25 protein-coding genes are annotated in these 24,749 nt (G+C 63.2%); 12 read left to right on the forward strand and 13 right to left on the reverse strand.

Going from position 1 to position 24,749, the window contains the following annotated elements:
- Nucleotides 1-37: 37 nt before the first annotated feature.
- The gene (locus HWE17_RS03945; protein ID WP_034783786.1) at nt 38-451 is read right to left on the reverse strand and encodes a CopG family transcriptional regulator; all 414 of its coding nucleotides are present in this window, start codon (nt 449-451) and stop codon (nt 38-40) included.
- A 356-nt stretch (nt 452-807) separates the two neighbouring features.
- On the opposite strand from HWE17_RS03945, the gene HWE17_RS03950 reads away from it, so the two are divergent.
- From HWE17_RS03950 to HWE17_RS03960, 3 genes are all read left to right on the forward strand, one after another.
- On the forward strand, nt 808-957 hold the full coding sequence (locus HWE17_RS03950) for a DUF1289 domain-containing protein (protein ID WP_255206103.1): 150 nt from the start codon (nt 808-810) through the stop codon (nt 955-957).
- A 7-nt stretch (nt 958-964) separates the two neighbouring features.
- The gene (locus HWE17_RS03955; protein WP_176387879.1) at nt 965-1,888 is read left to right on the forward strand and encodes an MBL fold metallo-hydrolase; all 924 of its coding nucleotides are present in this window, start codon (nt 965-967) and stop codon (nt 1,886-1,888) included.
- Between the two features lie 100 nt (nt 1,889-1,988).
- Complete coding sequence (locus HWE17_RS03960) at nt 1,989-2,942, forward strand: nitronate monooxygenase family protein (protein WP_035823538.1); 954 nt, start codon at nt 1,989-1,991, stop codon at nt 2,940-2,942.
- Nucleotides 2,943-3,054: 112 nt separating this feature from the next.
- Here HWE17_RS03960 and HWE17_RS03965 read toward each other — a convergent pair whose 3' ends face one another.
- The 9 genes from HWE17_RS03965 to HWE17_RS04005 form a co-directional block, all read right to left on the reverse strand.
- The gene (locus HWE17_RS03965; RefSeq protein WP_092798849.1) at nt 3,055-3,636 is read right to left on the reverse strand and encodes a hypoxanthine-guanine phosphoribosyltransferase; all 582 of its coding nucleotides are present in this window, start codon (nt 3,634-3,636) and stop codon (nt 3,055-3,057) included.
- 63 nt (nt 3,637-3,699) lie between these two features.
- Nucleotides 3,700-4,956, reverse strand: a complete 1,257-nt coding sequence (locus HWE17_RS03970; RefSeq protein ID WP_176387880.1) for a phenylacetate--CoA ligase family protein — start codon at nt 4,954-4,956, stop codon at nt 3,700-3,702.
- Nucleotides 4,953-5,312 (reverse strand): MmcQ/YjbR family DNA-binding protein, encoded by a 360-nt coding sequence (locus HWE17_RS03975; protein ID WP_176387881.1) that lies wholly within the window; start codon nt 5,310-5,312, stop codon nt 4,953-4,955. Before HWE17_RS03975 ends, HWE17_RS03970 begins: the two co-directional genes overlap by 4 nt.
- Before the next feature lie 15 nt (nt 5,313-5,327).
- A complete protein-coding gene (locus tag HWE17_RS03980; protein ID WP_051959260.1) occupies nt 5,328-6,155 on the reverse strand; it encodes an ABC transporter ATP-binding protein in 828 nt (275 codons plus the stop codon).
- Nucleotides 6,156-6,282: 127 nt separating this feature from the next.
- Nucleotides 6,283-7,602, reverse strand: a complete 1,320-nt coding sequence (locus tag HWE17_RS03985; protein ID WP_099401138.1) for an ABC transporter substrate-binding protein — start codon at nt 7,600-7,602, stop codon at nt 6,283-6,285.
- A 58-nt stretch (nt 7,603-7,660) separates the two neighbouring features.
- Nucleotides 7,661-8,719: a branched-chain amino acid ABC transporter permease gene (locus tag HWE17_RS03990; RefSeq protein ID WP_176387882.1), complete on the reverse strand. Its 1,059-nt coding sequence runs from the start codon at nt 8,717-8,719 to the stop codon at nt 7,661-7,663.
- A gap of 79 nt (nt 8,720-8,798) precedes the next feature.
- Complete coding sequence (locus tag HWE17_RS03995) at nt 8,799-9,695, reverse strand: branched-chain amino acid ABC transporter permease (protein WP_198521486.1); 897 nt, start codon at nt 9,693-9,695, stop codon at nt 8,799-8,801.
- A 19-nt stretch (nt 9,696-9,714) separates the two neighbouring features.
- Nucleotides 9,715-10,530: an ABC transporter ATP-binding protein gene (locus HWE17_RS04000; protein ID WP_029496076.1), complete on the reverse strand. Its 816-nt coding sequence runs from the start codon at nt 10,528-10,530 to the stop codon at nt 9,715-9,717.
- A 14-nt stretch (nt 10,531-10,544) separates the two neighbouring features.
- Nucleotides 10,545-12,476 carry an AMP-binding protein gene (locus HWE17_RS04005; RefSeq protein WP_176387883.1) on the reverse strand — a complete coding sequence of 644 codons (1,932 nt, stop codon included), beginning with the start codon at nt 12,474-12,476 and terminating at the stop codon, nt 10,545-10,547.
- A 180-nt stretch (nt 12,477-12,656) separates the two neighbouring features.
- Here HWE17_RS04005 and HWE17_RS04010 point away from each other — a divergent pair, with 180 nt between their 5' ends.
- From HWE17_RS04010 to HWE17_RS04045, 8 genes are all read left to right on the forward strand, one after another.
- Nucleotides 12,657-13,355: a Crp/Fnr family transcriptional regulator gene (locus HWE17_RS04010; protein WP_099401140.1), complete on the forward strand. Its 699-nt coding sequence runs from the start codon at nt 12,657-12,659 to the stop codon at nt 13,353-13,355.
- A complete protein-coding gene (locus HWE17_RS04015; protein WP_176387884.1) occupies nt 13,342-15,390 on the forward strand; it encodes a DUF4132 domain-containing protein in 2,049 nt (682 codons plus the stop codon). The genes HWE17_RS04010 and HWE17_RS04015 overlap by 14 nt, the downstream gene beginning before the upstream one ends.
- A 96-nt stretch (nt 15,391-15,486) precedes the next feature.
- Nucleotides 15,487-17,310 (forward strand): aminopeptidase P family protein, encoded by a 1,824-nt coding sequence (locus tag HWE17_RS04020; protein ID WP_176387885.1) that lies wholly within the window; start codon nt 15,487-15,489, stop codon nt 17,308-17,310.
- The gene (locus HWE17_RS04025; protein WP_176387886.1) at nt 17,310-17,564 is read left to right on the forward strand and encodes a hypothetical protein; all 255 of its coding nucleotides are present in this window, start codon (nt 17,310-17,312) and stop codon (nt 17,562-17,564) included. The genes HWE17_RS04020 and HWE17_RS04025 overlap by 1 nt, the downstream gene beginning before the upstream one ends.
- Nucleotides 17,565-18,305, forward strand: a complete 741-nt coding sequence (locus tag HWE17_RS04030) for an MgtC/SapB family protein (protein ID WP_034752834.1) — start codon at nt 17,565-17,567, stop codon at nt 18,303-18,305.
- 5 nt (nt 18,306-18,310) lie between these two features.
- On the forward strand, nt 18,311-18,898 hold the full coding sequence (locus HWE17_RS04035; RefSeq protein ID WP_176387887.1) for a DUF924 family protein: 588 nt from the start codon (nt 18,311-18,313) through the stop codon (nt 18,896-18,898).
- A 9-nt stretch (nt 18,899-18,907) separates the two neighbouring features.
- Nucleotides 18,908-19,735, forward strand: coding sequence for a Rossmann-like and DUF2520 domain-containing protein (locus HWE17_RS04040; RefSeq protein ID WP_176387888.1), 828 nt, complete (start codon nt 18,908-18,910; stop codon nt 19,733-19,735).
- Between the two features lie 386 nt (nt 19,736-20,121).
- On the forward strand, nt 20,122-20,484 hold the full coding sequence (locus HWE17_RS04045) for a hypothetical protein (RefSeq protein WP_035823566.1): 363 nt from the start codon (nt 20,122-20,124) through the stop codon (nt 20,482-20,484).
- Nucleotides 20,485-20,499: 15 nt separating this feature from the next.
- On the opposite strand, the gene HWE17_RS04050 is transcribed toward HWE17_RS04045, so the two are convergent.
- Nucleotides 20,500-21,081 carry a molybdopterin-dependent oxidoreductase gene (locus HWE17_RS04050; protein WP_176387889.1) on the reverse strand — a complete coding sequence of 194 codons (582 nt, stop codon included), beginning with the start codon at nt 21,079-21,081 and terminating at the stop codon, nt 20,500-20,502.
- Between the two features lie 224 nt (nt 21,082-21,305).
- Between HWE17_RS04050 and HWE17_RS04055 the strand changes: the two genes are divergently transcribed.
- The gene (locus HWE17_RS04055) at nt 21,306-21,887 is read left to right on the forward strand and encodes a porin family protein (RefSeq protein WP_035823570.1); all 582 of its coding nucleotides are present in this window, start codon (nt 21,306-21,308) and stop codon (nt 21,885-21,887) included.
- Between the two features lie 72 nt (nt 21,888-21,959).
- On the opposite strand, the gene ettA is transcribed toward HWE17_RS04055, so the two are convergent.
- On the reverse strand, nt 21,960-23,627 hold the full coding sequence (gene ettA / locus HWE17_RS04060; RefSeq protein ID WP_035823572.1) for an energy-dependent translational throttle protein EttA: 1,668 nt from the start codon (nt 23,625-23,627) through the stop codon (nt 21,960-21,962).
- Nucleotides 23,628-23,723: 96 nt separating this feature from the next.
- The gene (gene rarD, locus HWE17_RS04065) at nt 23,724-24,608 is read right to left on the reverse strand and encodes an EamA family transporter RarD (RefSeq protein ID WP_176387890.1); all 885 of its coding nucleotides are present in this window, start codon (nt 24,606-24,608) and stop codon (nt 23,724-23,726) included.
- Nucleotides 24,609-24,749 lie beyond the last annotated feature (141 nt).

Consider the following 24,749-nt stretch of genomic DNA (forward strand, 5'->3'; position numbering starts at 1 on the left):
CCGCGCATCGGCCGGGTCATCGCCGCAAACCAATACGCTAGTGAATTCGCCCTGCGAGCGCCGTCTTGACGACGGTGCTGGCGTGCAGGGCACCTAATACGAAAATCGACTCGATGGTGGCCAGTGCCAGTTCCACGGAGACATCGCTGGCGATACTGGCCAGTCCCAGCACCTGTATCTGCAGGCGCTGGCCGGCTGCCTGGATCGCCTCCAGGTCGGCGCGCGAATAATGCTGCATGCCCAATACCAGGCTTTTACGGGCGACGGTTTGTTTCACCACGTCGGCGTGGATACCCAGCTGGTTGCGTATGGCCGTACGGATCAGATCCGTGCGGTTGGAATAAAATCCCTCCTGAACCAGCAAATCGATCTGCCCCAGGTCGATCAAGCCGAGGTTGATCGTGATTTTCTCGGATTCCCCAATTTTGGGCTTGCTGTCTTGCTTGGCCATATCTCTCCAAAAACTCCACGTGGCATCCATTTGCCATCTGTATGGATGGTAGTATAGTTGTGTAGTATCGCAAGTCAAGCAGGATTTGGCCGGATCGTGTTGTAGGACGGGCACCCGCAGAGTGAGAAGGCAGCGCAAAATAAATTTCCCGAAGATGTGTTTTTGATCATTTTCACTCTGGAAAATATACTTACAGAAACATTGCACGGCGATGCCGCCGACTCGCCGGCGCCGTTTCGCGGCATAATGAAAGCCTACACGTTTACCGATGCCGCTCCATGATGGTCGCTCCCCCACCTCCGCCAGCCGTTCCGCTCCCCTCGCCGGTGCCGTCGCCCTGCGTCAGCCTGTGCAAGATGAACCGCAACAGCGGCTTGTGCGAAGGCTGTTTGCGCACGCTCGACGAAATCATCGCCTGGAGCAAGGCCGACGACGACTTCAAGCGCGCCGTGTTGGCCGAATTGCCAGGACGAGAATCCCTGCTCGACTTCGAGCCCGACTACTGAGGAAGCCATGCCGCGATCGCCAGCGCTGTTCCCCGATGCCATGCAGGTGTTCGAACGCGGCTGGCTGTCGTCGAATAACATCCTGTTCCAGGGCCGGGACGACACGGCGCTGATCGACAGCGGCTATGTCACGCATGCGCCGCAAACCCTGGCCCTGCTGCGCCACAGTCTCGATGGCCGTCCCCTGGACCGCCTGCTCAACACCCATCTGCACTCCGACCATTGCGGCGGCAACGCGCTGCTGCAAGAGGAATACGGCTGCCATACGGCCATTCCCGTGTCGGAAGCGGATAAGGTGCGCGCCTGGGACGTCGACGCCCTGAGTTTTCAGGCCACGGGCCAGCAATGCCCTCGCTTCGGTTTTGACGCCACCGTCTCGCCCGGCGACATGTTGATCTTGGCCGGCATGCGCTGGCAAGCGCTGGGCGCGCCCGGCCACGATCCGCACTCGCTGATTTTTTACTGCGCCGACGAGGGCATCCTGATCTCCGCCGACGCCCTGTGGGAAAACGGCTTTGGCGTGATCTTCCCGGAACTCGATGGCGGCTCGGGTTTTGCTGAGGCGCGCGCCACCCTGGACCTGATCGCCGGCCTGGACGTGCGCGTGGTGATCCCCGGCCACGGGCGGCCCTTCACGGATGCCGCCGGCGCCCTGCAGCGTGCCTGGTCTCGCCTCGATTACCTGGCGTCCGACCCCGTGCGCAATGCGCAGAACGCCGTGAAAGTGCTGCTGAAATTCCTGCTGCTGGAACGCCAGCGCATCGCCCTCGCCGCCATACCGGCCCTGCTGCGCGGCATGCCCATCTTCGAAGAGGCCAACCGGCGCTTCCTGCGCCAGGAAGCGGCCGCGCTGGCCGAGTGGGCCGTGTCGCAACTGGTGAGGGCCACGGCGGCACGGGTCGAGGGTGAGTACTTGCTCAACGAAGGCTGAAACGGCCAGGCGATAAATTCAGCACGATCGTACTTTTTCTGCACTATAATCAACCTTCAGTGTGTCTTTCACGTCCGATCAACTTTCCAGCGAGTCCGCCATGGCATTGCCTGTTGCGTTGCAAAACCTCTCCTTACCCGTTATCGCTTCGCCGATGTTCATCGCCAGCGGCCCGGCCCTCGTCGCGGCGCAGTGCAAGGCCGGCATCGTCGGTTCCTTCCCGGCCTTAAATGCGCGTCCCGCCGAATTGCTCGACACGTGGCTCACGGAGCTGCAGGCCGAACTGGCCGCCTTCCAGGCCGCCAATCCGGACAAGAAAGTGGGACCGATCGCCGTCAACCAGATCGTGCACCAGTCGAACGACCGCCTCGCACATGACGTGGAAGTGTGCGTGAAACACCGGATCCCCATCATCATTTCCTCGCTGCGCGCGCCGCCCAAGGAAATGCTCGACGCCATCCACAGCTATGGCGGCATCGTACTGCATGACGTGATCTCGATCCGCCACGCGAAAAAGGCGCTGGAAGCCGGTGTCGATGGCTTGATCCTGGTGGCCAGCGGCGCCGGCGGCCACGCGGGCACCCTGTCGCCGTTCGCGCTGGTGGGCGAAGTGCGCAAATTTTTCGACGGTCCGCTGGCGCTGTCGGGCTCGATTGCCACGGGCGACGCCGTGCTGGCCGCGCAAGCGATGGGCGCCGACTTTGCCTACATCGGCTCGCGCTGGCTGGCAACCAAGGAATCGAACGTCAGCGATGGTTACCGCGACGCCATTGTCGATTCCAGCGCCGCGGACATCGTCTACACCAACCTGTTTACGGGCGTGCACGGTAACTACCTGAAAAAATCGATCGAAGCGGCCGGACTCGATCCGGAAGCCTTGCCCGAAGCGGACAAGAGCGCGATGAATTTCGGTTCCGGCAGCGCCAAGGCCTGGCGCGACATCTGGGGCGCAGGCCAGGGCGTGGGCTTGATGGACGACGTGCCGAGCGTGGAAGAGATGGTGGCGCGCCTGAAAGCCGAATACGATGCGGCGCGCGCGCGGTTGAAGCTGTAATCGTTGTTGCGATGGTGGTGGTGGTGTCGGATTACGCTGCGCTAATCCGACCTACGACCATGGATTTGGTAGGTCGGATTAGGCCAAAGGCCGTAATCCGACAACACCACAATCACTCCTGCTTCAAATCCTCAGGCTTGATGGCCCACAGCCCTGGCAGGTTGCGCCAGTAGCCATACGCATCCATGCCGAAGCCGACGACGAAGCGGTTCGGGATCACCAGGCCGACGATGTCGGCTTGCACCGGCTTTTTCTTGCCGATGGCCTTGTCGGCGAACACGGCCAGGATCACTTCCGAGGCGCCCATGTCCAGCAAGCGCTGCTTGACGTGCGCCAGGGTTTCGCCTTCGTCGAGAATATCGTCGAGCACGATGACGGTGCGGCCCGATACATTCGAGCGGGGGATGACTTTCCACACCACTTCGCCGCCCTTGTCGTCGTCGCCGTAGCGGCTCACGTGGATGTAGTCGAATTCGAGCGGAAAGCTCAGCTGTGGCAGCAGGTTGCCCGTAAATACGACGGCGCCGCCCATCACGCCCAGCACCAGCGGGAACTCTTTCGAGTCCTCGGCGTTGAAGCGCGTGTTGAGCACATCGGCCATGCGCGTGATCGACGCTTGCACGGCGTCTTGGTCGAACAGCAGTTCCGCGTTCTTGATCAGGTCACGGGCACGATTGTGATGAAATTCTTGCATGGACTCTTGCATGGCGATGAATGGGGCTGATGATGAATGCGGGTATTATCCCGCAAATCGGCCTTATTTGTAATCGCGCATGTCGTCGATTATTTTTCCGTCCTGCGCCAGGCTGCCCACGGCCACCAGCAGCACGTCGCCACGCAGCTTGGTCAGTTCGCGGATCGAGCCGATGATGGCTTCCACGCTGCTGGCGTCCGTCGGATCGTCGACTTCGCAATGCAAAGCCATCTCGTCGTTGGCCATGCGCCCCGACACCACCAGCCGCGCCTTCTTGATTTGCGGGTGGCGGCGCGCGATTTCATGCACCTGCGACGGATGCACGAACATGGCGCGCACCTTGGTGGTTTGATCGGCGCGCCCCATCCAGCCCTTGATGCGCGTATTCGTGCGGCCGCACGGCGAATCCGGCGCGTCCATCAACACGGCGGACAGATCGCCCGTGGCGAAGCGGATCAGCGGGTAGTCGGCATTGAAGACGGTGACGACGACTTCGCCCACCTCGCCCGGCGCGACGGGAATACCGCTGCCCGGATGGACGATTTCCAGCAGCACGTTTTCATCGACGACCATGCCCGGATTGAGCTTGCCATTGCTGGCCGTTTCATAGGCGATGCTGCCGATATCGGCGGAGGCATAGGTCTGGAACACGTGCGGCACGCCGTTTTCGGCAAACCAGCTGCGCAAGGACTCGGGCAAGGCTTCCGCGCCCATCACGGCCTTGGTGACGCTGCTGATGTCGGCGCCCATTTCGCGCGCCTTCTCGATGATCAGTTTTAAAAATGACGGCGTGCCGATGTACGTGTCGGGCTTCAGGTCGGCCATCGCCTGCACCTGCATTTCCGTCTGCCCGATGCCGGCCGGGATGACGGTGCAGCCGATGCGCGCGGCGCCCCCTTCGACCATGAAGGCGGCCGGCGTGAAGTGATACGAAAAGCAGTTCTGCAGCAAGCCGCCGGCGCGCACGCCGGCCGCATACATGGGGCGCGCGAAGCGCCACCAGTCGGGGCCGCGGCCTTCCGGATCAAAGATGGGGCCGGGCGAGACGAACACGCGCGACAGGGCGTTTTTTGGCGTCGTGTTCAAGCCGCCGAACGGCAGCGCGTCGTGCTGCAACTGCTTGAGGTCGGACTTGCGCGTCACGGGCAGCTGCGCCAGCGCGGCGCGGCTGGTGATGCTGGCCGCGTCGACGCCGTCGAGGATGCGGGCCCAGCCCGGCGCCTGTTGCGCGCGCGCGATCAGCTGCGGCAGGCCGGCCATCAATTCGCGTTCGCGCGCTTCGGGGGCGCGTGCTTCCAGACTGTCGAGCGTATCGGTCATGTTGCTGATTCTCCAATGTCACGTTGCATTTTTTTCGTCAGCCCCGCCACAATCAGGCTGTATGAGCGGTGCAGCAGGGCGGCCATTTCGTCGTCGTCCAGGGCGTCGGGACTGGCGACCAGCACCCATTTGGCCCGCGCCAGGTAGGGCGCCGGGCGAAAGCCGGGGCGGTCCGTCAATTCCAGGAAGCGTTCCGCATCAACCTTGAAGCTCATGCCGCGCGTGCTGTGCGCTTCCGCGCCGCACAGGGCGAACAGGCGGCCACCGACGCAAAACGCCAGCACGTTGCTCCATTTGATGTCTTCTGTCGCGCCGGGAAAGCCGCGGCACACTTGCTTCGCCCGTTCCAGGTCCATGACTTGCTTTCTGCGTCAGGCCAGCCAGCGCTTGCGGCGGCGGTAGAACTTCATGTCGCGGAAGCTCTTGCGCCCGGCGCTGGAGACGCCCAGGTAAAACTCTTTGACGTCTTCGTTGCTGGCCAGTTCCTGCGCTTGCCCTTCCATCACGACTCTGCCGTTTTCCAGGATGTAGCCGAAGTCGGCGTAGCGCAGGGCCACATTGGTGTTCTGCTCGGCCAGCAGGAAAGAGACGTTTTCCTTGTGGTTCAAATCCTTGACGATGCCGAAGATCTCTTCGACGATCTGCGGCGCGATGCCCATCGACGGTTCGTCCAGTAAAATCATCGACGGCTTGGCCATCAGCGCGCGGCCGATGGCGCACATCTGCTGCTCGCCGCCCGAGGTGTAGCCGGCCTGGCTGCTGCGCCGCGTTTTCAGACGCGGAAAATAGTGATACACCTTGTCCAGCGCGTCTTTCAGTTCGCCGCGCGACAGGCTGCGCGTGTAGGCGCCCGTCAAGAGGTTTTCCTCGATCGTGAGGTGGCCGAAGCAGTGACGCCCTTCCATCACTTGCGACAGGCCCCGCTTGACCAGTTCATTCGGCGTCAATTGATCCACGCGCTCGCCCTTGAACTGAACTTCGCCCTTGGTGACGTCGCCCCGTTCGCCGCGCAGCAGGGTCGAGATGGTTTTCAGGGTGGTCGACTTGCCGGCGCCGTTGGCGCCCAGCAGCGCCACGATCTTGCCCTGCGGGACCTGCAGCGACACGCCCTTCAGGACCAGGATCACGTGGTCGTAGATGACTTCGATATTGTTCACCGACAGGTAGGGCGGCGGTATTTCAGTGGCAGTATGGTTCATGGCTGCTTCGTTTTCATAGGTGGTGGTGCTTGTCGGATTACGGCCTGCGGCCTAATCCGACCTACGTCGTATCCAGGTAGGTCGGATTAGCGCAACGCGCGTAATCCGACACCACCCCGAAAGCCGCTTACTTCATGCACGCCGGCGTGATCTTTTTCTCTTCGGCGTACTTGCCCGACGATTCCTCGACCAGCTTGCGCACCAGGGCCTTGTCGCCGACGATCCATTTCGGCGTGATGGCGGTCCACTTCTTGCCATCCCACTGCTGCACTTTCACGGCGCCCGAGCCTTCATGGTCGTCGCAGCTGGTTTTCACGGTGGGGAACATGCCCAGCGCGCCGACGGCCTTCTGGCGCGCATCGTCGACGTTCAGGTTTTCCAGGCCCCAGCGCATCTGCTCGCCCGTGATCGGTTTGCCCTTGCCGAATTTTTCCTGCGCCGCGCGTATCGCTTCCACCCACAGGATGCCGGCCGTCACGCCGCGCATGTGGTAGACGGAGCCGATGCGCGACTGGTCGGACAGGTTGCCCTTGCCGGACGCGTAGAGTTTCTTGCGGATGTCGTCGAGCACCGGGTAGTTGCCTGGCGTATTGAAGGTCATCGCCGTGTAGCCCTTGGCCGCTTCGCCCGATGGAATCGTGTCTTCCTCGGAACCGGCCCACCAGACGCCCAGCATTTTGTCGCGCGGGAAGCCGTTGCGCTGCGCCGTCTTGATGGCAACGGAATTCATCACGCCCCAGCCCCACAGGATCACGTGGTCCGGCTTGGCCTGGCGGATTTGCAGCCATTGCGATTGCTGTTCGCTGCCGGGCGGCGCGACCGGGATCTTGACCAGCTCGAAGCCGTACTGTTTCGACAGCGCTTCGAGCACGGGCAGCGGCTCCTTGCCAAAGGCCGAATCGTGGTACAGGTGGACGATCTTTTTGCCTTTCAGCTTGTCCATGCCGCCATCCTTGTCGCCCAGGTACTTGATCATGCCGGCGGCCTGGCTCCAGTAGCTGGAGATCAGCGGATACACATACGGGAAGACCTTGCCGTTGGCGGCGTCCGAGCGGCCGTAGCCGATCATCGTCATGGGAATCTTGTCTTGCGCCACGCGGTCGAGGATGCCGTAGGCGACGCCGGTGGACAGGGTTTCGACCAGGGTGGCGCCGCCCTGCTTGGTTTTCAGGCGTTCATAGCATTCGACGCCGCGCGACGGGTTGTATTCCGTTTCGCATTCTTCCCAGCTGATTTTCACGCCGTTGACGCCGCCGGCCTGGTTGACCAGGTTGAAGTAATCGATGATGCCGCCGTAGAAACCGGAGCCGCCGGCCGCGTACGGACCCACGCGGTAGGACGGCAGGGCGATGTACTGTTCCTTGTCCTGGGCCTGGGCGCTGCCGGCCATGGTGAGTGCGGCACTGGCGATGGCGGTGGCCAGCATGAGCGATTTGATGTGTTTCATTGTGTGTCTCCTCTTGTTTTATTTGGTATTCAAGTGAACCGACATCGACTGCAAAAACTTAATGGGGGAAGGGCCAGAGTCTCAATTTTTCCTTGGCGATCTGCCACAGCCTGGCCAGGCCGTGCGGCTCGACGATCAGGAAGAAAATGATCAGCGCGCCGAACACCATCAGTTCCAGGTTCGAGGCCACGCTGGTCGGCAGCGACAGGCCGTGCGCGATGGTGTTCAGGAAGACGGGCAGCAGCACGATGAAGGCCGCGCCGAGGAAGGAACCCAAAATCGAACCGACGCCGCCGATGATGATCATGAACAGGATGCGGAAGGACAGGTCCAGGTTGTACGCTTCCGGCTCCACCGTGCCCAGGTAGGCATACGCATACAGGGCACCGGCCACGCCGCAGTAGAACGAGCTGACGGCAAACGCCAGCAGCTTGGTGCGCATCAATCTGAAACCGATCACCTCGGCCGCCATGTCCATGTCGCGCACGGCCATCCACGAGCGGCCCACGTTCGAGCGGATCATGTTCTTGGCCAGCAGGGCCATGCCGGCGACAATCGCCAGCACCAGCAGGTATTTGCTTTGCGGCGTGTCGAACTGGTAGCCGAGGATGGTCATCTTCTGCACCGTGATGACGCCCGAGGAACTGTAGTTGGTCAGATACGGAATCTTGGTCAGGCACCAGACCACAAAAAACTGCGTCGCCAGCGTGGAAGCGGCCAGGTAAAAGCCGCGGATGCGCAAGGAAGGCAGGCCGAAGGCGATGCCCACCATGGCCGCACACAGGCCGCCGAGGATGAAGGACACCAGCAGCGGCAATCCCGGCAGGCGGGCCATGAAGTTATACGAGGCAAAGGCGCCCACGGCCATGAAGGCGGCCGTGCCCAGCGACAGCTGGCCCGCGTAGCCGGTCAGGATGTTCAGGCCCAGCGCCGCCAGGGCGAAGATCAGGAAGGGAATCAGGATCGCCGACAGCATGTAGGGCGAGGCGACATACGGCAGGAGGAAGACGGCGATAAGGAGCGTGGCCGTCAGCGCCAGGCGGTCTTGCCGGATCGGGAAAATCTGGTTGTCAGCCTGGTAGCTGGTCTTGAATTGTCCTGCTTCACGGTAAATCATGGGGTGGTCCTTTGCTGGCTGTTGGGGTGTTTGTCGGATTACGCCTTCGGCTAATCCGACCTACGATGCTCTTGGGGCCTTATATTCGCCGGATGATCTTCTCGCCGAACAGTCCTTCCGGGCGCACCAGCAGGAACAGCAGGGCCAGCACATACGGGAACCAGCCTTCGATGCCGCCGCCCACCATTGGGCCGAGGTAGACTTCAGCCAGTTTTTCGGACGCGCCGATGATCAGGCCACCGACGATGGCGCCTGGCACCGATGTAAAGCCGCCCAGGATCAGCACCGGCAGCGCTTTCAGGGCGATGAAGGTGAGGGCGAACTGCACCCCGTTGCGCGCACCCCACAGCAAGCCGGCCACCATGGCCACCAGGCCCGCCACGCCCCACACCACGGCCCAGATGCGCTGCAGCGGGATGCCGACCGCCAGCGCTGCCTGGTGGTCGTCGGCGACGGCGCGCAGGGCGCGGCCCACCTTGGTTTTCGAGAACAGCAAGGCCAGGCAGATCACCAGCAGCGCGCAGATGCCGGCCGCCATCAGGTCGAACTGCGAGATGTTGATGTCGAAGCGGTCCATCAAAAACTGCATTGGCACGTCTTCGATGGGCAGGTCCAGCTTGTGCACCTGCGAGCCCCACATCAGCTGCGCCAGGCCTTCGATGAAAAAGGTCAGGCCGATGGTGGCCATGAACAGCGTGATTTCCGGCTGGTTGACGAGCGGGCGCAAGACGACCCTTTCAATCGCCATGCCCAGCACGATCATGGTGAGCATCGTCAGCGGGATGGCCAGCCACAGCGACAGGCCGAACTTGTCCATGATGCCGACGCACGTGAGGGCGGCGAAAAACACCATCGCTCCCTGCGCGAAGTTGAACACACCCGAAGCCTTGTAGATCAGCACGAAGCCGATCGCCACCAGCGCGTACATGACGCCCGACAGCAGGCCGCCGATCAGCACTTCAAAGAAAAAATTGATATTCATTGCTATTCCTCGTCTAGTGCGCCACGCCGAGATAGGCGTTGATGACATCCTGGTTGCTGCGCACCTCGTCGGGCGTGCCGTCGCCGATCTTCTTGCCGTAGTCGAGCACCACCACCCTGTCCGAGATATCCATCACCACGCCCATGTCGTGTTCGATCAGCACGATGGTCGTGCCCAGCTGATCGTTGACGTCGAGGATGAAGCGGCACATGTCCTGCTTTTCTTCCACGTTCATGCCGGCCATCGGTTCGTCCAGCAGCAAAATCTCGGGTTCGGCCACCAGTGCGCGGCCCAGCTCCACCCGCTTTTGCAGACCGTAAGGCAAACGCCCCACGGGCGTCTTGCGGATGGCCTGGATTTCCAGGAAGTCGATGATCTCTTCGGCCTTCTTGCGGTGCTCGATTTCCTCGCGCCGCGCCGGTCCCCAGTACAGGGCCTGCAGCAGGAAATTCGACTTCATTTTGAGGTTCCGGCCCGTCATGATGTTGTCGAGCACCGTCATGCCCTTGAACAGGGCGATGTTCTGGAAGGTGCGCGCGATGCCGGATTTGGCGGCCGCGTAGCAATCCATGCCGCGCCGGTGTTCGCCCCGATAAATGATTTCGCCCTGCTGCGGGCGGTACACGCCATTGATCACGTTGAGCATCGAGCTCTTGCCCGCGCCGTTCGGGCCGATGATGGCGCGGATTTCATGCTGTTTCACGTCGAACGAGATGTCGGTCAGCGCTTTCACGCCGCCAAACGACAGCGAGATGTTCTTCAGGTCGAGGATCACGGGACCCGTCTTGCGGGCCGTGCCGAAATGGGCGTCGGGTTCGTTCATTTGCATCGTGCTGTGCTCCATCATGCGGCCAGGCCCTGGGGCCGATACGTTTTGCTGTCCCAGATCTGCAGGTCGGCGCTGGTCGAACCGGTACGGCCATCCTCGAATTTCACCTGGGTCTCGATGTATTGCGTTGCCTTGCCCTCGTACAGGGCGGAAATGAGCACCGCGTATTTTTCGGCGATGAATTTGCGGCGCACCTTGCGCGTGCGCGTCAGTTCGTCGTCGTCCGGGTCGAGTTCCTTGTGCAGCACCAAGAAGCGGTGTACCTGCGTGCGGTCCATCAGCGGATCGGTTGCCAGTTCCGCGTTGACTTGTTCGATGCAGTCGCGGATCAAGCCATAGGTCTCGGCGCGCGCCGCCAGGTCCGTGTAGCCGGCATAGGCGATGCCGCGCCGCTCGGACCAGTTGCCCACCGCTTCGATGTCGATGTTGATGAAGGCGCACACCTGGTCGCGCGCATGGCCGAAGGCCACCACTTCCTTGATGAAGGGGAAGAACTTGAGCTTGTTTTCGATGTAGTTGGGCGCGAAGATGGCGCCGCAATTCATCTTGCCCACGTCGGCCGCGCGGTCGATGATTTTCAGATGCCCTTCGCTGTCGAACACACCCGCGTCGCCCGTATGGAAATAGCCGTCGTTGTCGATCACTTCGGCGGTGGCGTCGGGACGCTTGAAGTAGCCGCTCATGGTGGCGGGCGACTTGACCAGTACTTCGCCATTGGCCGCCAGCTTGACTTCCACGCCCGGCGCCGGCAAGCCGACGCTGTCGAACTTGATATTGCCGTCCGGTTGCAGACACACATAGGCGCAGGTTTCGGTCGAGCCGTACAGCTGCTTGAGGTTGACGCCGATCGAGCGGTAGAAGCGGAACAGGTCGGGGCCGATGGCGGCGCCGGCCGTGTAGGCGACGCGCACGCGCGACAGTCCCAGCACGTTTTTCAAGGGGCCGTAGACGAGCAGCTCGCCCAGCTTGTAGCTGAGACGGTCCGCCAGCGAGACTGGCTTGCCATCCAAAATCTGCGCGCCGCAGCGCTTGGCCACGTCCATGAAATGGCTAAACATGTGGCGCTTGATGCTGCTTGCGTCTTCCATGCGTATCATCACGCTGGTGAGCATGTTCTCGAACACGCGCGGCGGCGCAAAGTAGCAGGTGGGGCCGATTTCGCGCATGTCGATCATCACCGTGTCACCCGATTCGGGGCAGTTGACGGTGAAGCCCGCCACCATGGCTTGCGCCAGCGAGAACAGGCAATCGCCGACCCACGCCATGGGCAGGTAGGACAGGATGTCTTCCTTGTCGGTGAGCTTGTCGAAGGCCACGCCGCCTTCGCCGGCTGCCAGCAGTGCCGTATGGCTCTGGCACACGCCTTTCGGCTTGCCCGTGGTGCCCGAGGTGTACAGGATCACGGCGGAGTCGCTGCCTTGGCCCGCTGCCACGGCGGAGTCGAAAAAGCCCGGATGCTCGCGGTCATAGGCCCGGCCCAGTGTCTGCAGGGCGGCAAATGACGTCAGCTCCGGCTGGCGGTAATGGCGCATGCCCCGTTCATCGTCATAAGCGATGTGGGCGACGTGCGGATACAGGGCCTTGAGTTCGAGCAGCTTGTCGACCTGCTCCTGGTCTTCGACGATGGCGTAGCGGATTTCCGCATCCTGCAGCACGTAGGCCATGTCGGCGGCCGGCGCGTCCTGGTACAGTGGCACGGGCACGCCACCCAGGCTTTGCGCCGCCAGCATGGCCCAGTACAGACGGGGACGGTTGTCGCCGATGATGGCCAGGTTCATGCCGCGCTGGAAGCCGATGGCGGCCAGGCCGCAGGCCAGCGCGCGCACTTCCTCGTTGACCTGGGACCAGGTCCAGGTTTGCCAGATGCCCAGGTGTTTTTCGCGAAAGGCGGGCTTGTCGGATCGTACTGTCCCGTGTTGCAATAAGCGCCGCGGAAAAGTCGGCATTGCTGCTGTGGTATTCGTTTGCACCAGTGTCTCCCTGTTGCTTGTCTCAGGCCCCACCTCGTTGGATGGCGCTCTGTGTTTTTTATGTGTCAGGCGTTTGTGCAATGATAGTAGCCTGCGTTAGTTTGCCAAGTTGTCTTTTCGGGGACATTTACCCACTTTTCGATGGTGCATCGCACAATGACCTACCCTGATATCAGCCTCAAGGATGCCGTGCGCGCGGCCCACTGGGCACAGCTGCTCGACCCCGTTCAACTGGCCCGGGTCGAAGCGGATGTGTTTGAAACCTTCGTGCCGAAAGGCGGCTTTGTCTGCCGCAAGGGCGAGCCGGTGGACAACTGGATCGGCGTCATCAGCGGCATGGTCAAGATGAATAATTTTTCCGCTTCCGGCAAGGCCATGACCTTCATCGGCGTGCCGCCCGGCAGCTGGTTCGGCGAAGGTTCATTGCTGAAGAACGAGATCCGTAAATACGACACCATGGCCCTGCGCGACACGCGCGTGGCGCGCCTGCCCGGCGCCACCTTCCACTGGCTGCTGGAAACGAGCCTGCCGTTTACGCGCTTTTTGCTGATGCAGCTCAACGAGCGCCTGGGCCAGTTCATCGGCATGGTGGAAAACGAGCGCCTGCTGGACCTGAACACGCGCGTGGCGCGCTGCCTGGCCTCGATGTTCAATTCGCATTTGTACCCGGGCGTGGAAACCCTGGTGCAGCTGTCGCAGGAGGAAATCGGCTTGTTGTCCGGTTCTTCGCGCCAGCGCGCCAACCAGGCCTTGCAGGTGCTGGAAAAAAAGGGGCTATTGCGCCTCGATTACGGCGGCATCCGCGTGCTGGACCTGGAAGGCTTGCGCCGCTACGAGGCCGATGATGCAGACTGAAATCTCCAGCCGCGCCGCAGCGCTGCGGGCTCGCCTCGAGGGTACTGCCGTCGACCATGCGCGTTTCACGGGGCCGCCCGTCGATTTCATCGACTGGACGCCTGAAGAACTGGGCGCCGTCTGGGGGGCGCTGCACCGCGCGGCGCGCTTCGGCCATGATGATGTTGCGCGGTTTAATCTGGCGCACACGCTGCTGGAACAGGTGACTGGGGCCGGACTGGCGCCGTTGCTGGCCGGCGCCATGTTCCTCGACGCGCTCGACGCGGCCGCTGATTACAACCTGGAGTGGGAGTATGTCATCGGCTGCCTGGCCTGCCTGCAGGGCGAGGCGCCGGCAGGCACGGCGGCGCAGGCGCGGCGCATTCTCGGCGAAACCTCGGGCTGGGCCGAACGGCCCTACCAGGCCTGGCTGCTGGCGCACCTTGCTGGCGGCGACGCCCCTGCGCAATTTGCGCAGCTGATGGAGGAGCGCCACGCCCGTTATCCGATGCCACTGACCTTGCAGGAATTGGCACTGCTGCCGCAGCTGGCGCAAGCGTCCCTGCTGGCGCTGGCCGGTTCGCCCCATAGCAGCTTCTGGAACCGCAACAGTATCGGCGAGGCGGATCCCGCCGCCGTGCTGGCCGACGATGCGGCGTATGTCGATTTTGCGCGGGCGATACTGGAACAGGCGGTGCGTCATATCGCCGCCATCCACGATGGCAGCGTGCCGTATGCGGCCGATGCCGCCTTTGCCACGGCAGATTCTCCCGTGCTGGCGCGCGCCGCGCGGGTGGCCGCCTACCGCGATGATGCATGGTTCCGTCCCGTGATCGCCGTCTTGCTGCCTTTGGCCTGCGTGGCGCCCGGCGCGGCAAAAAGCGCGCCGTCGCAGTCGCTGGCGATGGCATTGGGCCATGCGGTGGAAACCATCCCCACGCCGGAAAGCCTGCTGGCCCTGCGCACGGCGCTGGCGCAGGTGCGCCATGCGGGCATCCGCAAGAAGCTGGAACGCAATCTGAAACCGGCCGAACGGGCGCTGGCCGAACGGCCCGATATCGCCTGGAGGATCGGCATGCCCGGCCCCATGGGCAAGCGGCGCCAGGCCATGCTGGCGCGCCGCCTGGAAGCGGGCTACGCCAGCGAAGTGTGGTTTGGCCTGGACCAATGGCGCGCCTTGCGCGACGATGCCGATATCGAGACGGTGGCGCGCGCGCTGGTCTGGCGCACGGGCGATGGGCTGGCCTTTATGCTCGATGGCGAGGGCGCCATCGGTGCGCAGGGGCAGTCAGTGGATTTGCCTGAGCAAGGCGACATCGGCCTGTGGCATCCCCTGCACGGCAGCGGGGAGCAGCGCGCCGCCTGGCAGGCGCTGCTCGCGCGGCGGCGCGTGCGCCAGCCGCTGCGCCAGGCGTATCGTGAAATATATGCACCGCCCGGCGACGGCGGCGCCCCATTTGCCGGCTACCAGTTGTCGCTGCCTACCTTGCTGGGACTGGCCCGCCGCGAAGGCTGGCGGCTCGATTATGATGAAGGCTTGTCGCGCCAGTTCGGCGCCTGGCGCGTATTGCTGCGCCTCGGGGGACACGTCTATCCAGGCGCGGGCGGCGCCTGCACATCCAACGGGCTGGCGCCCGCGCAGATGATGCCGATGGCGCCGGTGGCGTATTCGGAAGCGTGCCGCGCGGTGGACCTCCTGGTCAGCGCCAGCGCCCTGGCGCTGCTGGAAGAAGAGCACAGCGTGCAGCGCGCAGAGCGCCTGTTTTACCTGGCCAATCTGGCGCCGGGGCCGATGGCGGGCATGCGGCGCACGGTGCTGGAACAGGTATTCGCGGAGCAGATCGAGGACGGGCGCATGGCGCTCGAAGCGCGCCACCTGATGGTCGGCAGGCATGCGATTCACCTGACCACCGGCAGGGTCACGCTGGACGGTGCCGAGGTGGCGAGCGAGGTGGCAGCGAAGGGGAGCAAGCTGGGCGCCGTGCCGTGGCTGCCGCACGATGAGGCGCTGCTGGAAAAAATCGTCGGCCTCGCCGGCCAGCTGCTCCAGCATTGAAGACGAGCCGCATCCTGATCCTGGGCTGCGTGAGTACTGCATTGCCGGCAATCGGAGTATCATGAGCGCTTCCCAGCACAGCACCTTTTCGCCGCCATGCAGACATCCGTTCACAGTAATCCCGCCTCCCGTTTGACCTTGCTGCGCGCCGCCATGCGCGCGCAGCAGATCGATGCCCTGATCGTGCCCTCGGCCGATCCGCACTTGTCCGAGTACCTGCCGGCCCGCTGGCAGGGCCGCGAATGGCTGTCGGGCTTTACGGGTTCCGTCGGTACCCTGGTCGTGACGCAGGATGTCGCCGGCGTGTGGACCGATGGCCGTTACTGGGAACAGGCGGAAGAGGAACTGGCCGGCAGCGGCATCGTCCTGAAAAAAATCCCGTCCGGCGCCAGCGTGCTGTATATCGACTGGCTGGGCGAGACCATGCAGCCGGGGCAGACGGTGGCCGTCGATGGCGCCGTGCTGGGCCTGGCCAATGCGCGTTTGCTGCAGCAGGCGCTGGGCGCGCAAGTGACCCTGCGCACGGACATCGACGTGCTGCAAGCCGTGTGGCCCGATCGCCCGGTCATGCCGGCCGCGCCCGTATATGAACATGCGCCCGCGTATCCATCGCTGTCGCGCACGCAGAAACTGGCGGCCCTGCGCGCCGGCATGGCCGCCCACGGCGCCAGCCACCACGTCATTTCCACGCTCGACGATATCGCGTATCTGTTCAACTTGCGCGGCGCCGACGTGCACTACAACCCCGTCTTCCTCGCGCATGCGCTGGTGGGACCGGAGCGCGCCACCCTGTTCGTTGCCGACGGCAAGGTGCCGATGGCCCTGCGCGCCACCCTGGAAAGCGAAGGCGTGGACGTGGCCGCGTATGACCGCACAGCCGCCGCACTGGCCGCCTTGCCGGCCGGCGCCACCTTGCTGCTCGACCCGCGCCGCATCACGTTCGGCACGCGCCAGGCCGTGGCCGATGGCGTGCGCGTGGTGGAAGCTATCAACCCGACTACCCTGGCCAAGTCGCGCAAGACGGACGGCGAAGCGGCGCACGTGCGCGCCGCCATGGAGCAGGATGGCGCCGCCCTGTGCGAATTTTTCAGCTGGCTGGACGCCACCCTGGCCGACCCGCAGCGCGCGCCGTTGACGGAAATCGGCGTCGACGAACACCTGACGGCCGCGCGCGCCCGCCGCGCCGGTTTTGTCAGCCCTAGTTTCGGCACCATCGCCGGCTTCAATGCGCATGGCGCCATCATGCATTACCACGCGCATGCGGATTCGGCCGCCACCATCGAAGGCGACGGCTTGCTGCTGATCGACTCGGGCGGCCAGTACTGGGGCGGCACCACGGACATTACCCGCGTGGTCCCCGTCGGCACCATCACGGCCGAGCACAAACGCGATTTCACCCTGGTCTTGCGCAGCATGATCGCCCTGTCGCGCGCGCAGTTCCCGCGCGGCGTGAAGTCGCCCATGCTTGACGCCATCGCCCGCGCGCCCCTGTGGGCCGAAGGCATCGACTTTGGCCACGGCACGGGCCACGGCGTGGGCTTTTTCCTCAACGTCCACGAAGGGCCGCAATCGATTTCGCAGTCCGCCATGCCGGAGCCGCAGACGGCCATGGAAGCGGGCATGATCACCTCCATTGAACCGGGCATCTACCGCCCCGGCCAGTGGGGCATCCGCATCGAGAACCTGGTACTGAACGTACTCGCAGGGACGACGCAGTTTGGCGAGTTTTTACGTTTTGAGACCTTGACCCTGTGCCCGATCGACACGCGCTGCGTGGAACGCTCGCTCTTGCGCGACGACGAGGCGGCCTGGCTGAACGACTATCACGCCACCGTGCGCGCGCGCCTGGCGCCGCTGTTGTCCGCGCCGGCCGATGCGCCTGCGCTGGCGTGGCTGGAACAGCGCACGGGAGCCATCTGATGCGCTCGACCCGCGCCACCTCCGCCATCGAGCGGCTCAAGGAACGCACCGGCCACCGCCTCTACACGATGGCGCGCACGGGCGATGAACTGTTCTTCCTCACGGAAGGCCCGGGCTTGCCGCCTTTGTGCCCGCCGCTGGAACTGGACGCCTTTGTCGCCTTCGTCAATGGCATGGGACCGCAAAAGGCGCGCCGTGTCAGCAAGCTCGACGTGGCGTTTGAAAAGCAGCTGGCCAAAAAGCCCCAGGATTAAATGCCGACCATCGACTTCCTGCGCGCCTACTGGTCGCCGGCCGAGCTGGCGACGAATGGCGTGATCCTGCTGAACCTGCTGGGCGCGCTGCTGCTGGGTTTATTGGTGGGCTACGAGCGTTCGTATCACGGGCGCGCTGCCGGCATGCGCACCTACAGCCTCGTGTGCATGGCTTCGGCCGCGCTGACGGTGCTGGGCGGGTATCCCGAGTTCTGGTACGGCGGCCATGGCGCCATCGTCGGCAGCGATCCCACGCGCGTGATCCAGGGCATCGTCACGGGCGTGGGGTTTCTCGGCGCCGGCGTCATCATGCGCGAGGGTTTCAACATCAGCGGCCTGACGACGGCCGCCTCGATCTGGGCCTCGTCCGTGATCGGCATCATGGTCGGCATCGGCTTTTATCTGTCGGCCATGGGCCTGGCCTTCCTGTGCGCGATGGCGATGATTTTTCTGTCAAAATTGGAGAACTGGCTGCCGTCGCGCCACGCGGTGGCCATCACCATGCGCTTCAAGCAAGGCTTTATTCCCCGTGAGGATGCGCTGCGGCGCATGGCCGCCAAGCGTGGCTACGACATCGCCGGCGGCTCGCTGACCATCGGCAGCAATGAAGGCATGCAGGAATGGCGCTTTGTCGCCATCGCGCATGGCAAGAACACGGGCGCCAGCCTGTCGGCCATGTCGGCCGAACTGGCCGCCTTCGAAGGCATCGCCGGCTTCCAGCTGTCGCATGCCCGCAACTGAAAAGGATGGACATGGATGCACAGGCGCAAGCGGTACTCGATTTCTGGTTTTTGCCGCCGGATAACCCTGACTATGGCCAGTCGCGCATGGAATGGTTTCGCAAGGATGACGGCTTTGATGCGCAGATACGCGAGCGTTTTGGCGCGCTGATCGATGCCGCCATCGACGGCGGCTTGCGCGACTGGGATGCGACGCCGCACGGCGCGCTGGCGCGCCTCATCGTGCTCGATCAGTTCACGCGCAATGTGTACCGCGGCACGCCGCGCGCCTTTGCCGGTGATGCACGGGCGCTGGCGCTGGCCATCGCCTTGACGCAAGCGGGACAGGACGGGCAATTGCCGCCGATGCTGCGCGCCTTTGCCTACTTGCCGTTCGAACATGCGGAAGACCTGGCCATGCAGGCGCGCGCCGTCGAGCTGTTCCAGCTGCTGTCGCAGGCGCAGCCCGGTTTTGACGGCATGCTCGACTACGCCGAGCGGCACCAGGAAGTGATCGCTCGCTTTGGCCGTTTCCCGCACCGTAACGCCATCCTGGGCCGCGCTTCCACGCCGCAAGAGGTGGAATTTCTGCGCCAGCCGGGATCGAGCTTCTAGAAAATCATCATGAATGTCACTTTGAATATCATCGGCGCCGGCCACGTGGGCCGCGTGCTGGGCCGTCTGTTCGCCGGCGTGGAAGGCGTCGCCGTGCAGGACGTGCTCACGCGCTCGATGGCCTCGGCGCAGGCGGCCGTCGCTTTCATCGGCGCCGGCACGCCCGTCGACAGCTATGCGGCCTTGCGGCATGCCGACGTCACCCTGCTGGCCGTGTCCGACGACCAGATCGGCCCGGCCTGTGCGGCGCTGGTGGCCGAAGGACGGCAAGCGGGCGCCATCGTGTTTCACTGCAGCGGCGCGCTGGCCTCGAACGTGCTGCTGGCGGCCACGCAGGCCGGCGCGTCTGTCGCCAGCGCCCACCCGATCCGCAGCTTTGCCGATCCGGCACAAGTGGCCGCCACCTTTGACGGCACGTTTTGCGGCGTCGAAGGCGACCCGCTGGCGCTGGCCTTCCTCACGCCGGCCTTGAACGCCATCGGCGCGCGCCCCGTGCCCATCGATCCGGCCGCCAAGACCCTGTATCACGCCGCCGCCGTGTTTGCCAGCAATTATCTGGTGACGGTGCTCGACGCGGCCTTGCGCGCCTACCAGGCGGCCGGCATTCCCGAGCCGGTGGCGCGCGAACTGGCGCAGCCGCTGGTGACGGAGGCGGTGGCCAATGTATTTCGCCTGGGCGCCGCGCCGGCGCTGTCCGGCCCCATCGCGCGCGGCGATTCGGCCACCGTGCAACGCCAGCAGCTGGCCGTGCAAAGCTGGGATGCCGCCACGGGCGAGCTATACCGGGCGCTGGTGGCGCCCACGCAGGATCTGGCCAGACGCAAGCGCGGGAAATGACTCAGGCGGCGTGCCCGCCGTTGCGGCCTTGCTCCTTGGCCTGGCTGGTGGCCATGAAACCCGCGCCCAGGATCAGGGGCAGGACGATGAGCAGGCGGTACTTGATCGACAGAAGACGCATGCAGACGAGGGATGGCCGGCGCAAAGGCAATCGTGATGCAAGCCAAAAGCATGCAGCAGGGCGGGTATTGGCGCAATGATAACTGGCTTTCTTGATAATTTACGCTGGCGAACGCGACAAGATAACCACGACTTACCAAATAAAAGTGCCGATTTGTCGACAAAGATGCAAATAAGCAATAAGATTTGTTGAGGGGAATCATTGCGCATCGCCCCTGTCTTGCCGCCCGTTTCAGGCGCGGGACATTACGCGCAGGGAGTGTTGTATGTTATTTTTAAAGAGTACGTCCGTCAGCAAGGCCCCTGGCATCTACGAGGTCGACATCGCCGCCAAACCACCAGGCAAGACCTTCGGCATTTTCCTCGCCACCGATCCCGACCAGCCACCATCAGCCTTGCTGGGGCAATTGAAGGTGCTCGGCTTCGAGAACACCTATAGTTCGCCCTACCTGCACAAGGATGGGGGCAAAGTGCTGGACCTGCATTTCCAGAAGGATGGCACGGATATCTTCAAGGGCTGGAAAACCGAGGAGTGCACGCACAACCTGGCGGCCATCACGGCGCTGTTCGAGGAGCATGGCATCGTTATTACGCCACGCGTGATGTCGATGGCCGAAGCCTACGCTTAATCTGCCTCAACCGCTTCAACCCGCCTCCACGCCGATGTGATACAGCGCCCATGGGCAGCTGGCGAAACGTTCGGTCAGGGGCAGGGCTGCCACGGCCGCGATGCGGTCCGCATCGTGGATCGCCCATAGCGGCCCCAGGCCGCCCAGCGCCATCGCCTGCCCGTCCAGGTGAGTGGCGACGATAAAACGCTGCGTGCGCGCCTGCGCCATGGTCAGCGCCGCCGCATAACCATCCACGGCGCGCAGCACTAGCCGTACGGCATCTTCCTCGGGCGCACCCGCCGCCTTCAAGACATCGACCAGCAACGGCCCGCGCAGGGCGTGTGTCTTGCCATCGTATTCCAGGGTGGGGTGGATGGTGCGCGCCGGCAAATTCGCCAGCGCCGCGAAGTCGAAGGCCCGCGCCCGCTCAAAACTGATCTTTTGCTTGTGCATCATCTGGTCGCGCACGGCGTCGAACGGACCCCGGTTCGGCTTGTCGATGCTGCCCGTGATGGTCAGCAAGGCAGGACCGCGCAGGCCGGCAGGCGCCGCGCGGGCGATGGCGGGCAGGGCCGCGCCAGCCATGGCGGCGGCGAGAAACTGGCGTTTGTGCATGCACTTCTCCTCTGGGCTGAAATCGCTAAAGTTCTTAAGTCTATCTTAAGTTCGCTCAACGGTGCGCATTTTACGGTTATTGTCAGTTTGGAATGTCGGCTTACATCTTGTCACAGTTCTTACGCAATGGAGAAAGACGTAGCTTTTTTCGGCTGTTATTGTGTCCTCATCGCACTTCGCTGAACTGCGAATCCAGGCACCATTCACTAATTGAGAGAGAGAACATGATGAAGAAGAAAATCCTGTTTGCAATGATCGCGTCCGTTACCGCATTCACCGGCATGAGCGCCGCCCACGCCGAAGGCGCCTATGTGGGTGCTGGCGTCACGGGCAACCGCTATAACTTCGATATTCCTGGCGCCACCAGCGCCGATAATCACAGCGGCTACAAGGCTGGCGCGAAGATCTTCGCCGGTTACGATTTCGATAAAACCTGGGCGGTCGAGGGCGGCTATGCCGATTTCGGCAGCAAGGATTACAGCTATGTCACCGGCGCCGGCAACGGTTCCGTGAAAAGCGATTCGCACGGCTACTACCTGGCCGGCAAGGCCACCATGCCCGTGACCGACAAGGTCGGCGTATTCGGCAAGCTGGGCGTGGCCAAGGTCAAGAACAGCTTGAGCGGCACGGGCCTGTCGAGCGGCATCAGCGGCAACGACAAGACAGGCGTGTACGCTTCCGTTGGCGCCCAGTACGCGATCAACGAGAAAGTTTCGCTGACGGCGGAAGTGGAACACTTCGGCAAGAGCGCCGACCAGGGCCGCAAGGCTACTGGCCTTGCTTTAGGCGCACGCTACAATTTCTAATGGTTTAGAAATGTGCTGAAAAAAAAGGCAGTTACCGCGAGGTAACTGCCTTTTTGCATTGCCGGACCGAAATTACGTGGTCAAGGGCTTGTAACGGATACGTTTTGGTTTCGCGCCTTCTTCGCCCAGGCGTTTCTTCTTGTCGGCTTCGTATTCCTGATAGTTGCCGTCAAAGAAGGTGACTTGCGAGTTGCCTTCGAACGCCAGGATGTGCGTGGCGATACGGTCGAGGAACCAGCGATCATGGGAAATGACCATGACGCTGCCGGCAAATTCCAGCAAGGCGTCTTCCAGCGCGCGCAAGGTTTCCACGTCCAGATCGTTCGACGGTTCATCGAGCAGCAGGACGTTGCCGCCCATCAAGAGGGTTTTCGCCAGGTGCAGACGGCCACGCTCACCGCCGGACAGGTTGCCCACCATTTTTTGCTGGTCCGAACCCTTGAAGTTGAAGCGGCCCAGGTAGGCGCGCGACGGCATTTCGAAGCGGCCGACCGTCAGCATGTCGGCGCCGCCGGACACGTCCTCGAACACGGACTTGTTGTCAGCGAGACTATCGCGGTTCTGGTCGACGATGGAGACGCGCGCCGTCTGGCCGATGGCCACTTCGCCGCTGTCCGGTGTTTCCTTGCCAGTGATCATCTTGAACAGGGTCGACTTACCGGCGCCGTTGGGGCCGATGATGCCGACGATGGCGCCTGGCGGCACGGTAAAGCTCAGGTTGTCGATCAGCAGGCGGTCGCCGAACGCTTTCGACACGTTCTTGAACTCGATGACGTCATTGCCCAGGCGTTCGGCCACGGGAATGAATATCTCCTGCGTTTCGTTGCGCTTCTGGTATTCGTGCTCGGACAGCTCGTTGAAACGGGCCAGGCGGGCTTTCGACTTGGCCTGGCGCGCTTTCGGGTTCTGGCGCGACCATTCCAATTCCTTTTGCAGCGCCTTCTGGCGCGCCGATTCCGTCGATTCTTCCTGCTTCAGGCGGGCTTGCTTCTGCTCCAGCCAGGTCGAGTAGTTACCCTTCCATGGAATGCCGCTGCCGCGGTCCAGTTCCAGGATCCACTCTGCCGCGTTGTCGAGGAAGTAGCGGTCATGGGTGATGGCCACCACGGTGCCGGGGAAGCGCAGCAGGAATTGTTCCAGCCAATCGACCGATTCCGCATCCAGATGGTTGGTCGGTTCGTCGAGCAGCAGCATGTCGGGTTTGGACAGCAGCAGCTTGCACAGCGCCACGCGGCGCTTTTCACCGCCGGACAGCACGCCGACCTTGGCGTCCCATGGCGGCAGGCGCAGCGCGTCGGCGGCCATTTCCAGCTGCAGATTCAGATTGCCGCCGTCGGACGTCGAAATGATCGCTTCCAGGCGTGCCTGTTCCGTGGCCAGGGCGTCGAAATCGGCGTCTTCCTCGGCATACGCGGCGTACACGGCTTCCAGCTTGGCTTGCGCCTCAAACACTTCGCCCAGGCCCGACTCCACTTCCTGGCGCACGGTTTTTTCCGGGTCCAGCTGCGGTTCCTGCGGCAGGTAGCCGATGTTCAGGCCCGGCATCGGCACGGCTTCGCCCTGGATGTCGGTGTCGATGCCTGCCATGATTTTCAGCAGGGTCGATTTGCCGGAGCCGTTCAGGCCCAGCACGCCGATCTTCGCGCCTGGGAAGAAGGACAGGGAAATATCTTTCAGAATCTGGCGCTTGGGCGGGACGATTTTGCCCACGCGATTCATGGTGTAGACGTAATTTGCCATTAGAAATCTCGGGTGATATACAAAGACGGACAGGATACGGTAAACGCCCGCTTCCGGCCAGCGCTGCGCGCTGCGGAAACGGACGCGAGGGCAAGACTAGGCGGCGCTGCGCGCGCGGCGGCTGCTCCACAGCCCCTCGGCCGCGTACAGGCCCAGCGCCGTCCAGATGACGAGGAAGCCCAGCATGCGCTCTTGGGTGAACGATTCGTGGAAGACCCACACGCCGATCAGGAGCTGGCCCGTGGGGGCGATGTATTGCAGCAAGCCCAATACGGCCAGCGGCAGGCGGCGCGCGCCGGCGGCAAACAGCAGCAGGGGAATGGCCGTGATGGGGCCGGACGCCAGCAGCAACGCGCGCGTGGCGGTGGAATCTGTATTGACGAAGCCGCTCTGGCCATGCCAGCCCAGCCACAGCATGTAGGCCAGCGCCAGAGGGAACAGAATCAATGTTTCAAACGACAGGCCTTCCAGCGCGCCCAGCGCGGCCGTCTTGCGCAGCAAGCCATAGCCGCCAAACGTGGCCGCCAGCAGCAGGGCGATCCAGGGCACTTGCCCCGCCTGCCAGGTGAGCCAGGCCACGCCGCAGGCGGCCAGGCCGATGGCCAGCCACTGCAGGCGGCGCAGGCGTTCGTGCAGCAGCAAAAAGCCCAGCATGACGTTGATCAGGGGCGTAATGAAGTAGCCGAGGCTGGCGTCGACCACGTGGCCGTTGTTGACGGCCCAGATATAGATGAACCAGTTGGCGGAGAGCAAAAACGCACTGGCGACGAAGCTGGCCACCACCCTGGGCTGCGCTTTGAGGCTGCCCAGCCAGCTCCACTGCCGGCGCACGGTCAGCACGATACCGAGGAACAAGAGCGACCAGACCATGCGGTGCGCCAGGATTTCCTGTGGCGCGATCTCGCCGATGGCGTGAAAGTACAGGGGGAACAAGCCCCAGCACAGGAAGGCGAGGGAGGCGTACAACATGCCTGGATTCATGATGGGCTTCGCTGGAGAGTAGACAGTCTGTCATTATGGCGGAAAACATCGGGGGCTGCCCGGCGCCGCTGGCGAGGCGTAGAATGGCAACAAATCAATGGCCGCAAGCCCGCGCAGCAAGGCGGAGCGGCATAAAACCAC

The sequence above is a fragment of the Janthinobacterium sp. BJB401 genome, from assembly GCF_013372745.1.
GTDB lineage: Bacteria > Pseudomonadota > Gammaproteobacteria > Burkholderiales > Burkholderiaceae_D > Janthinobacterium > Janthinobacterium rivuli.

Bases quoted from the DNA above. Each gene is read 5' to 3' on its own strand.
- HWE17_RS03945 (WP_034783786.1), bottom strand. From the start codon at position 451: ATGGCCAAGCAAGACAGCAAGCCCAAAATTGGGGAATCCGAGAAAATC.
- HWE17_RS03950 (WP_255206103.1), top strand. From the start codon at position 808: ATGAACCGCAACAGCGGCTTGTGCGAAGGCTGTTTGCGCACGCTCGAC.
- HWE17_RS03955 (WP_176387879.1), top strand. From the start codon at position 965: ATGCCGCGATCGCCAGCGCTGTTCCCCGATGCCATGCAGGTGTTCGAA.
- HWE17_RS03960 (WP_035823538.1), top strand. From the start codon at position 1,989: ATGGCATTGCCTGTTGCGTTGCAAAACCTCTCCTTACCCGTTATCGCT.
- HWE17_RS03965 (WP_092798849.1), bottom strand. From the start codon at position 3,636: ATGCAAGAATTTCATCACAATCGTGCCCGTGACCTGATCAAGAACGCG.
- HWE17_RS03970 (WP_176387880.1), bottom strand. From the start codon at position 4,956: ATGACCGATACGCTCGACAGTCTGGAAGCACGCGCCCCCGAAGCGCGC.
- HWE17_RS03975 (WP_176387881.1), bottom strand. From the start codon at position 5,312: ATGGACCTGGAACGGGCGAAGCAAGTGTGCCGCGGCTTTCCCGGCGCG.
- HWE17_RS03980 (WP_051959260.1), bottom strand. From the start codon at position 6,155: ATGAACCATACTGCCACTGAAATACCGCCGCCCTACCTGTCGGTGAAC.
- HWE17_RS03985 (WP_099401138.1), bottom strand. From the start codon at position 7,602: ATGAAACACATCAAATCGCTCATGCTGGCCACCGCCATCGCCAGTGCC.
- HWE17_RS03990 (WP_176387882.1), bottom strand. From the start codon at position 8,719: ATGATTTACCGTGAAGCAGGACAATTCAAGACCAGCTACCAGGCTGAC.
- HWE17_RS04000 (WP_029496076.1), bottom strand. From the start codon at position 10,530: ATGCAAATGAACGAACCCGACGCCCATTTCGGCACGGCCCGCAAGACG.
- HWE17_RS04005 (WP_176387883.1), bottom strand. From the start codon at position 12,476: ATGCCGACTTTTCCGCGGCGCTTATTGCAACACGGGACAGTACGATCC.
- HWE17_RS04010 (WP_099401140.1), top strand. From the start codon at position 12,657: ATGACCTACCCTGATATCAGCCTCAAGGATGCCGTGCGCGCGGCCCAC.
- HWE17_RS04015 (WP_176387884.1), top strand. From the start codon at position 13,342: ATGATGCAGACTGAAATCTCCAGCCGCGCCGCAGCGCTGCGGGCTCGC.
- HWE17_RS04020 (WP_176387885.1), top strand. From the start codon at position 15,487: ATGCAGACATCCGTTCACAGTAATCCCGCCTCCCGTTTGACCTTGCTG.
- HWE17_RS04025 (WP_176387886.1), top strand. From the start codon at position 17,310: ATGCGCTCGACCCGCGCCACCTCCGCCATCGAGCGGCTCAAGGAACGC.
- HWE17_RS04030 (WP_034752834.1), top strand. From the start codon at position 17,565: ATGCCGACCATCGACTTCCTGCGCGCCTACTGGTCGCCGGCCGAGCTG.
- HWE17_RS04035 (WP_176387887.1), top strand. From the start codon at position 18,311: ATGGACATGGATGCACAGGCGCAAGCGGTACTCGATTTCTGGTTTTTG.
- HWE17_RS04040 (WP_176387888.1), top strand. From the start codon at position 18,908: ATGAATGTCACTTTGAATATCATCGGCGCCGGCCACGTGGGCCGCGTG.
- HWE17_RS04045 (WP_035823566.1), top strand. From the start codon at position 20,122: ATGTTATTTTTAAAGAGTACGTCCGTCAGCAAGGCCCCTGGCATCTAC.
- HWE17_RS04050 (WP_176387889.1), bottom strand. From the start codon at position 21,081: ATGCACAAACGCCAGTTTCTCGCCGCCGCCATGGCTGGCGCGGCCCTG.
- HWE17_RS04055 (WP_035823570.1), top strand. From the start codon at position 21,306: ATGATGAAGAAGAAAATCCTGTTTGCAATGATCGCGTCCGTTACCGCA.
- ettA (WP_035823572.1), bottom strand. From the start codon at position 23,627: ATGGCAAATTACGTCTACACCATGAATCGCGTGGGCAAAATCGTCCCG.
- rarD (WP_176387890.1), bottom strand. From the start codon at position 24,608: ATGAATCCAGGCATGTTGTACGCCTCCCTCGCCTTCCTGTGCTGGGGC.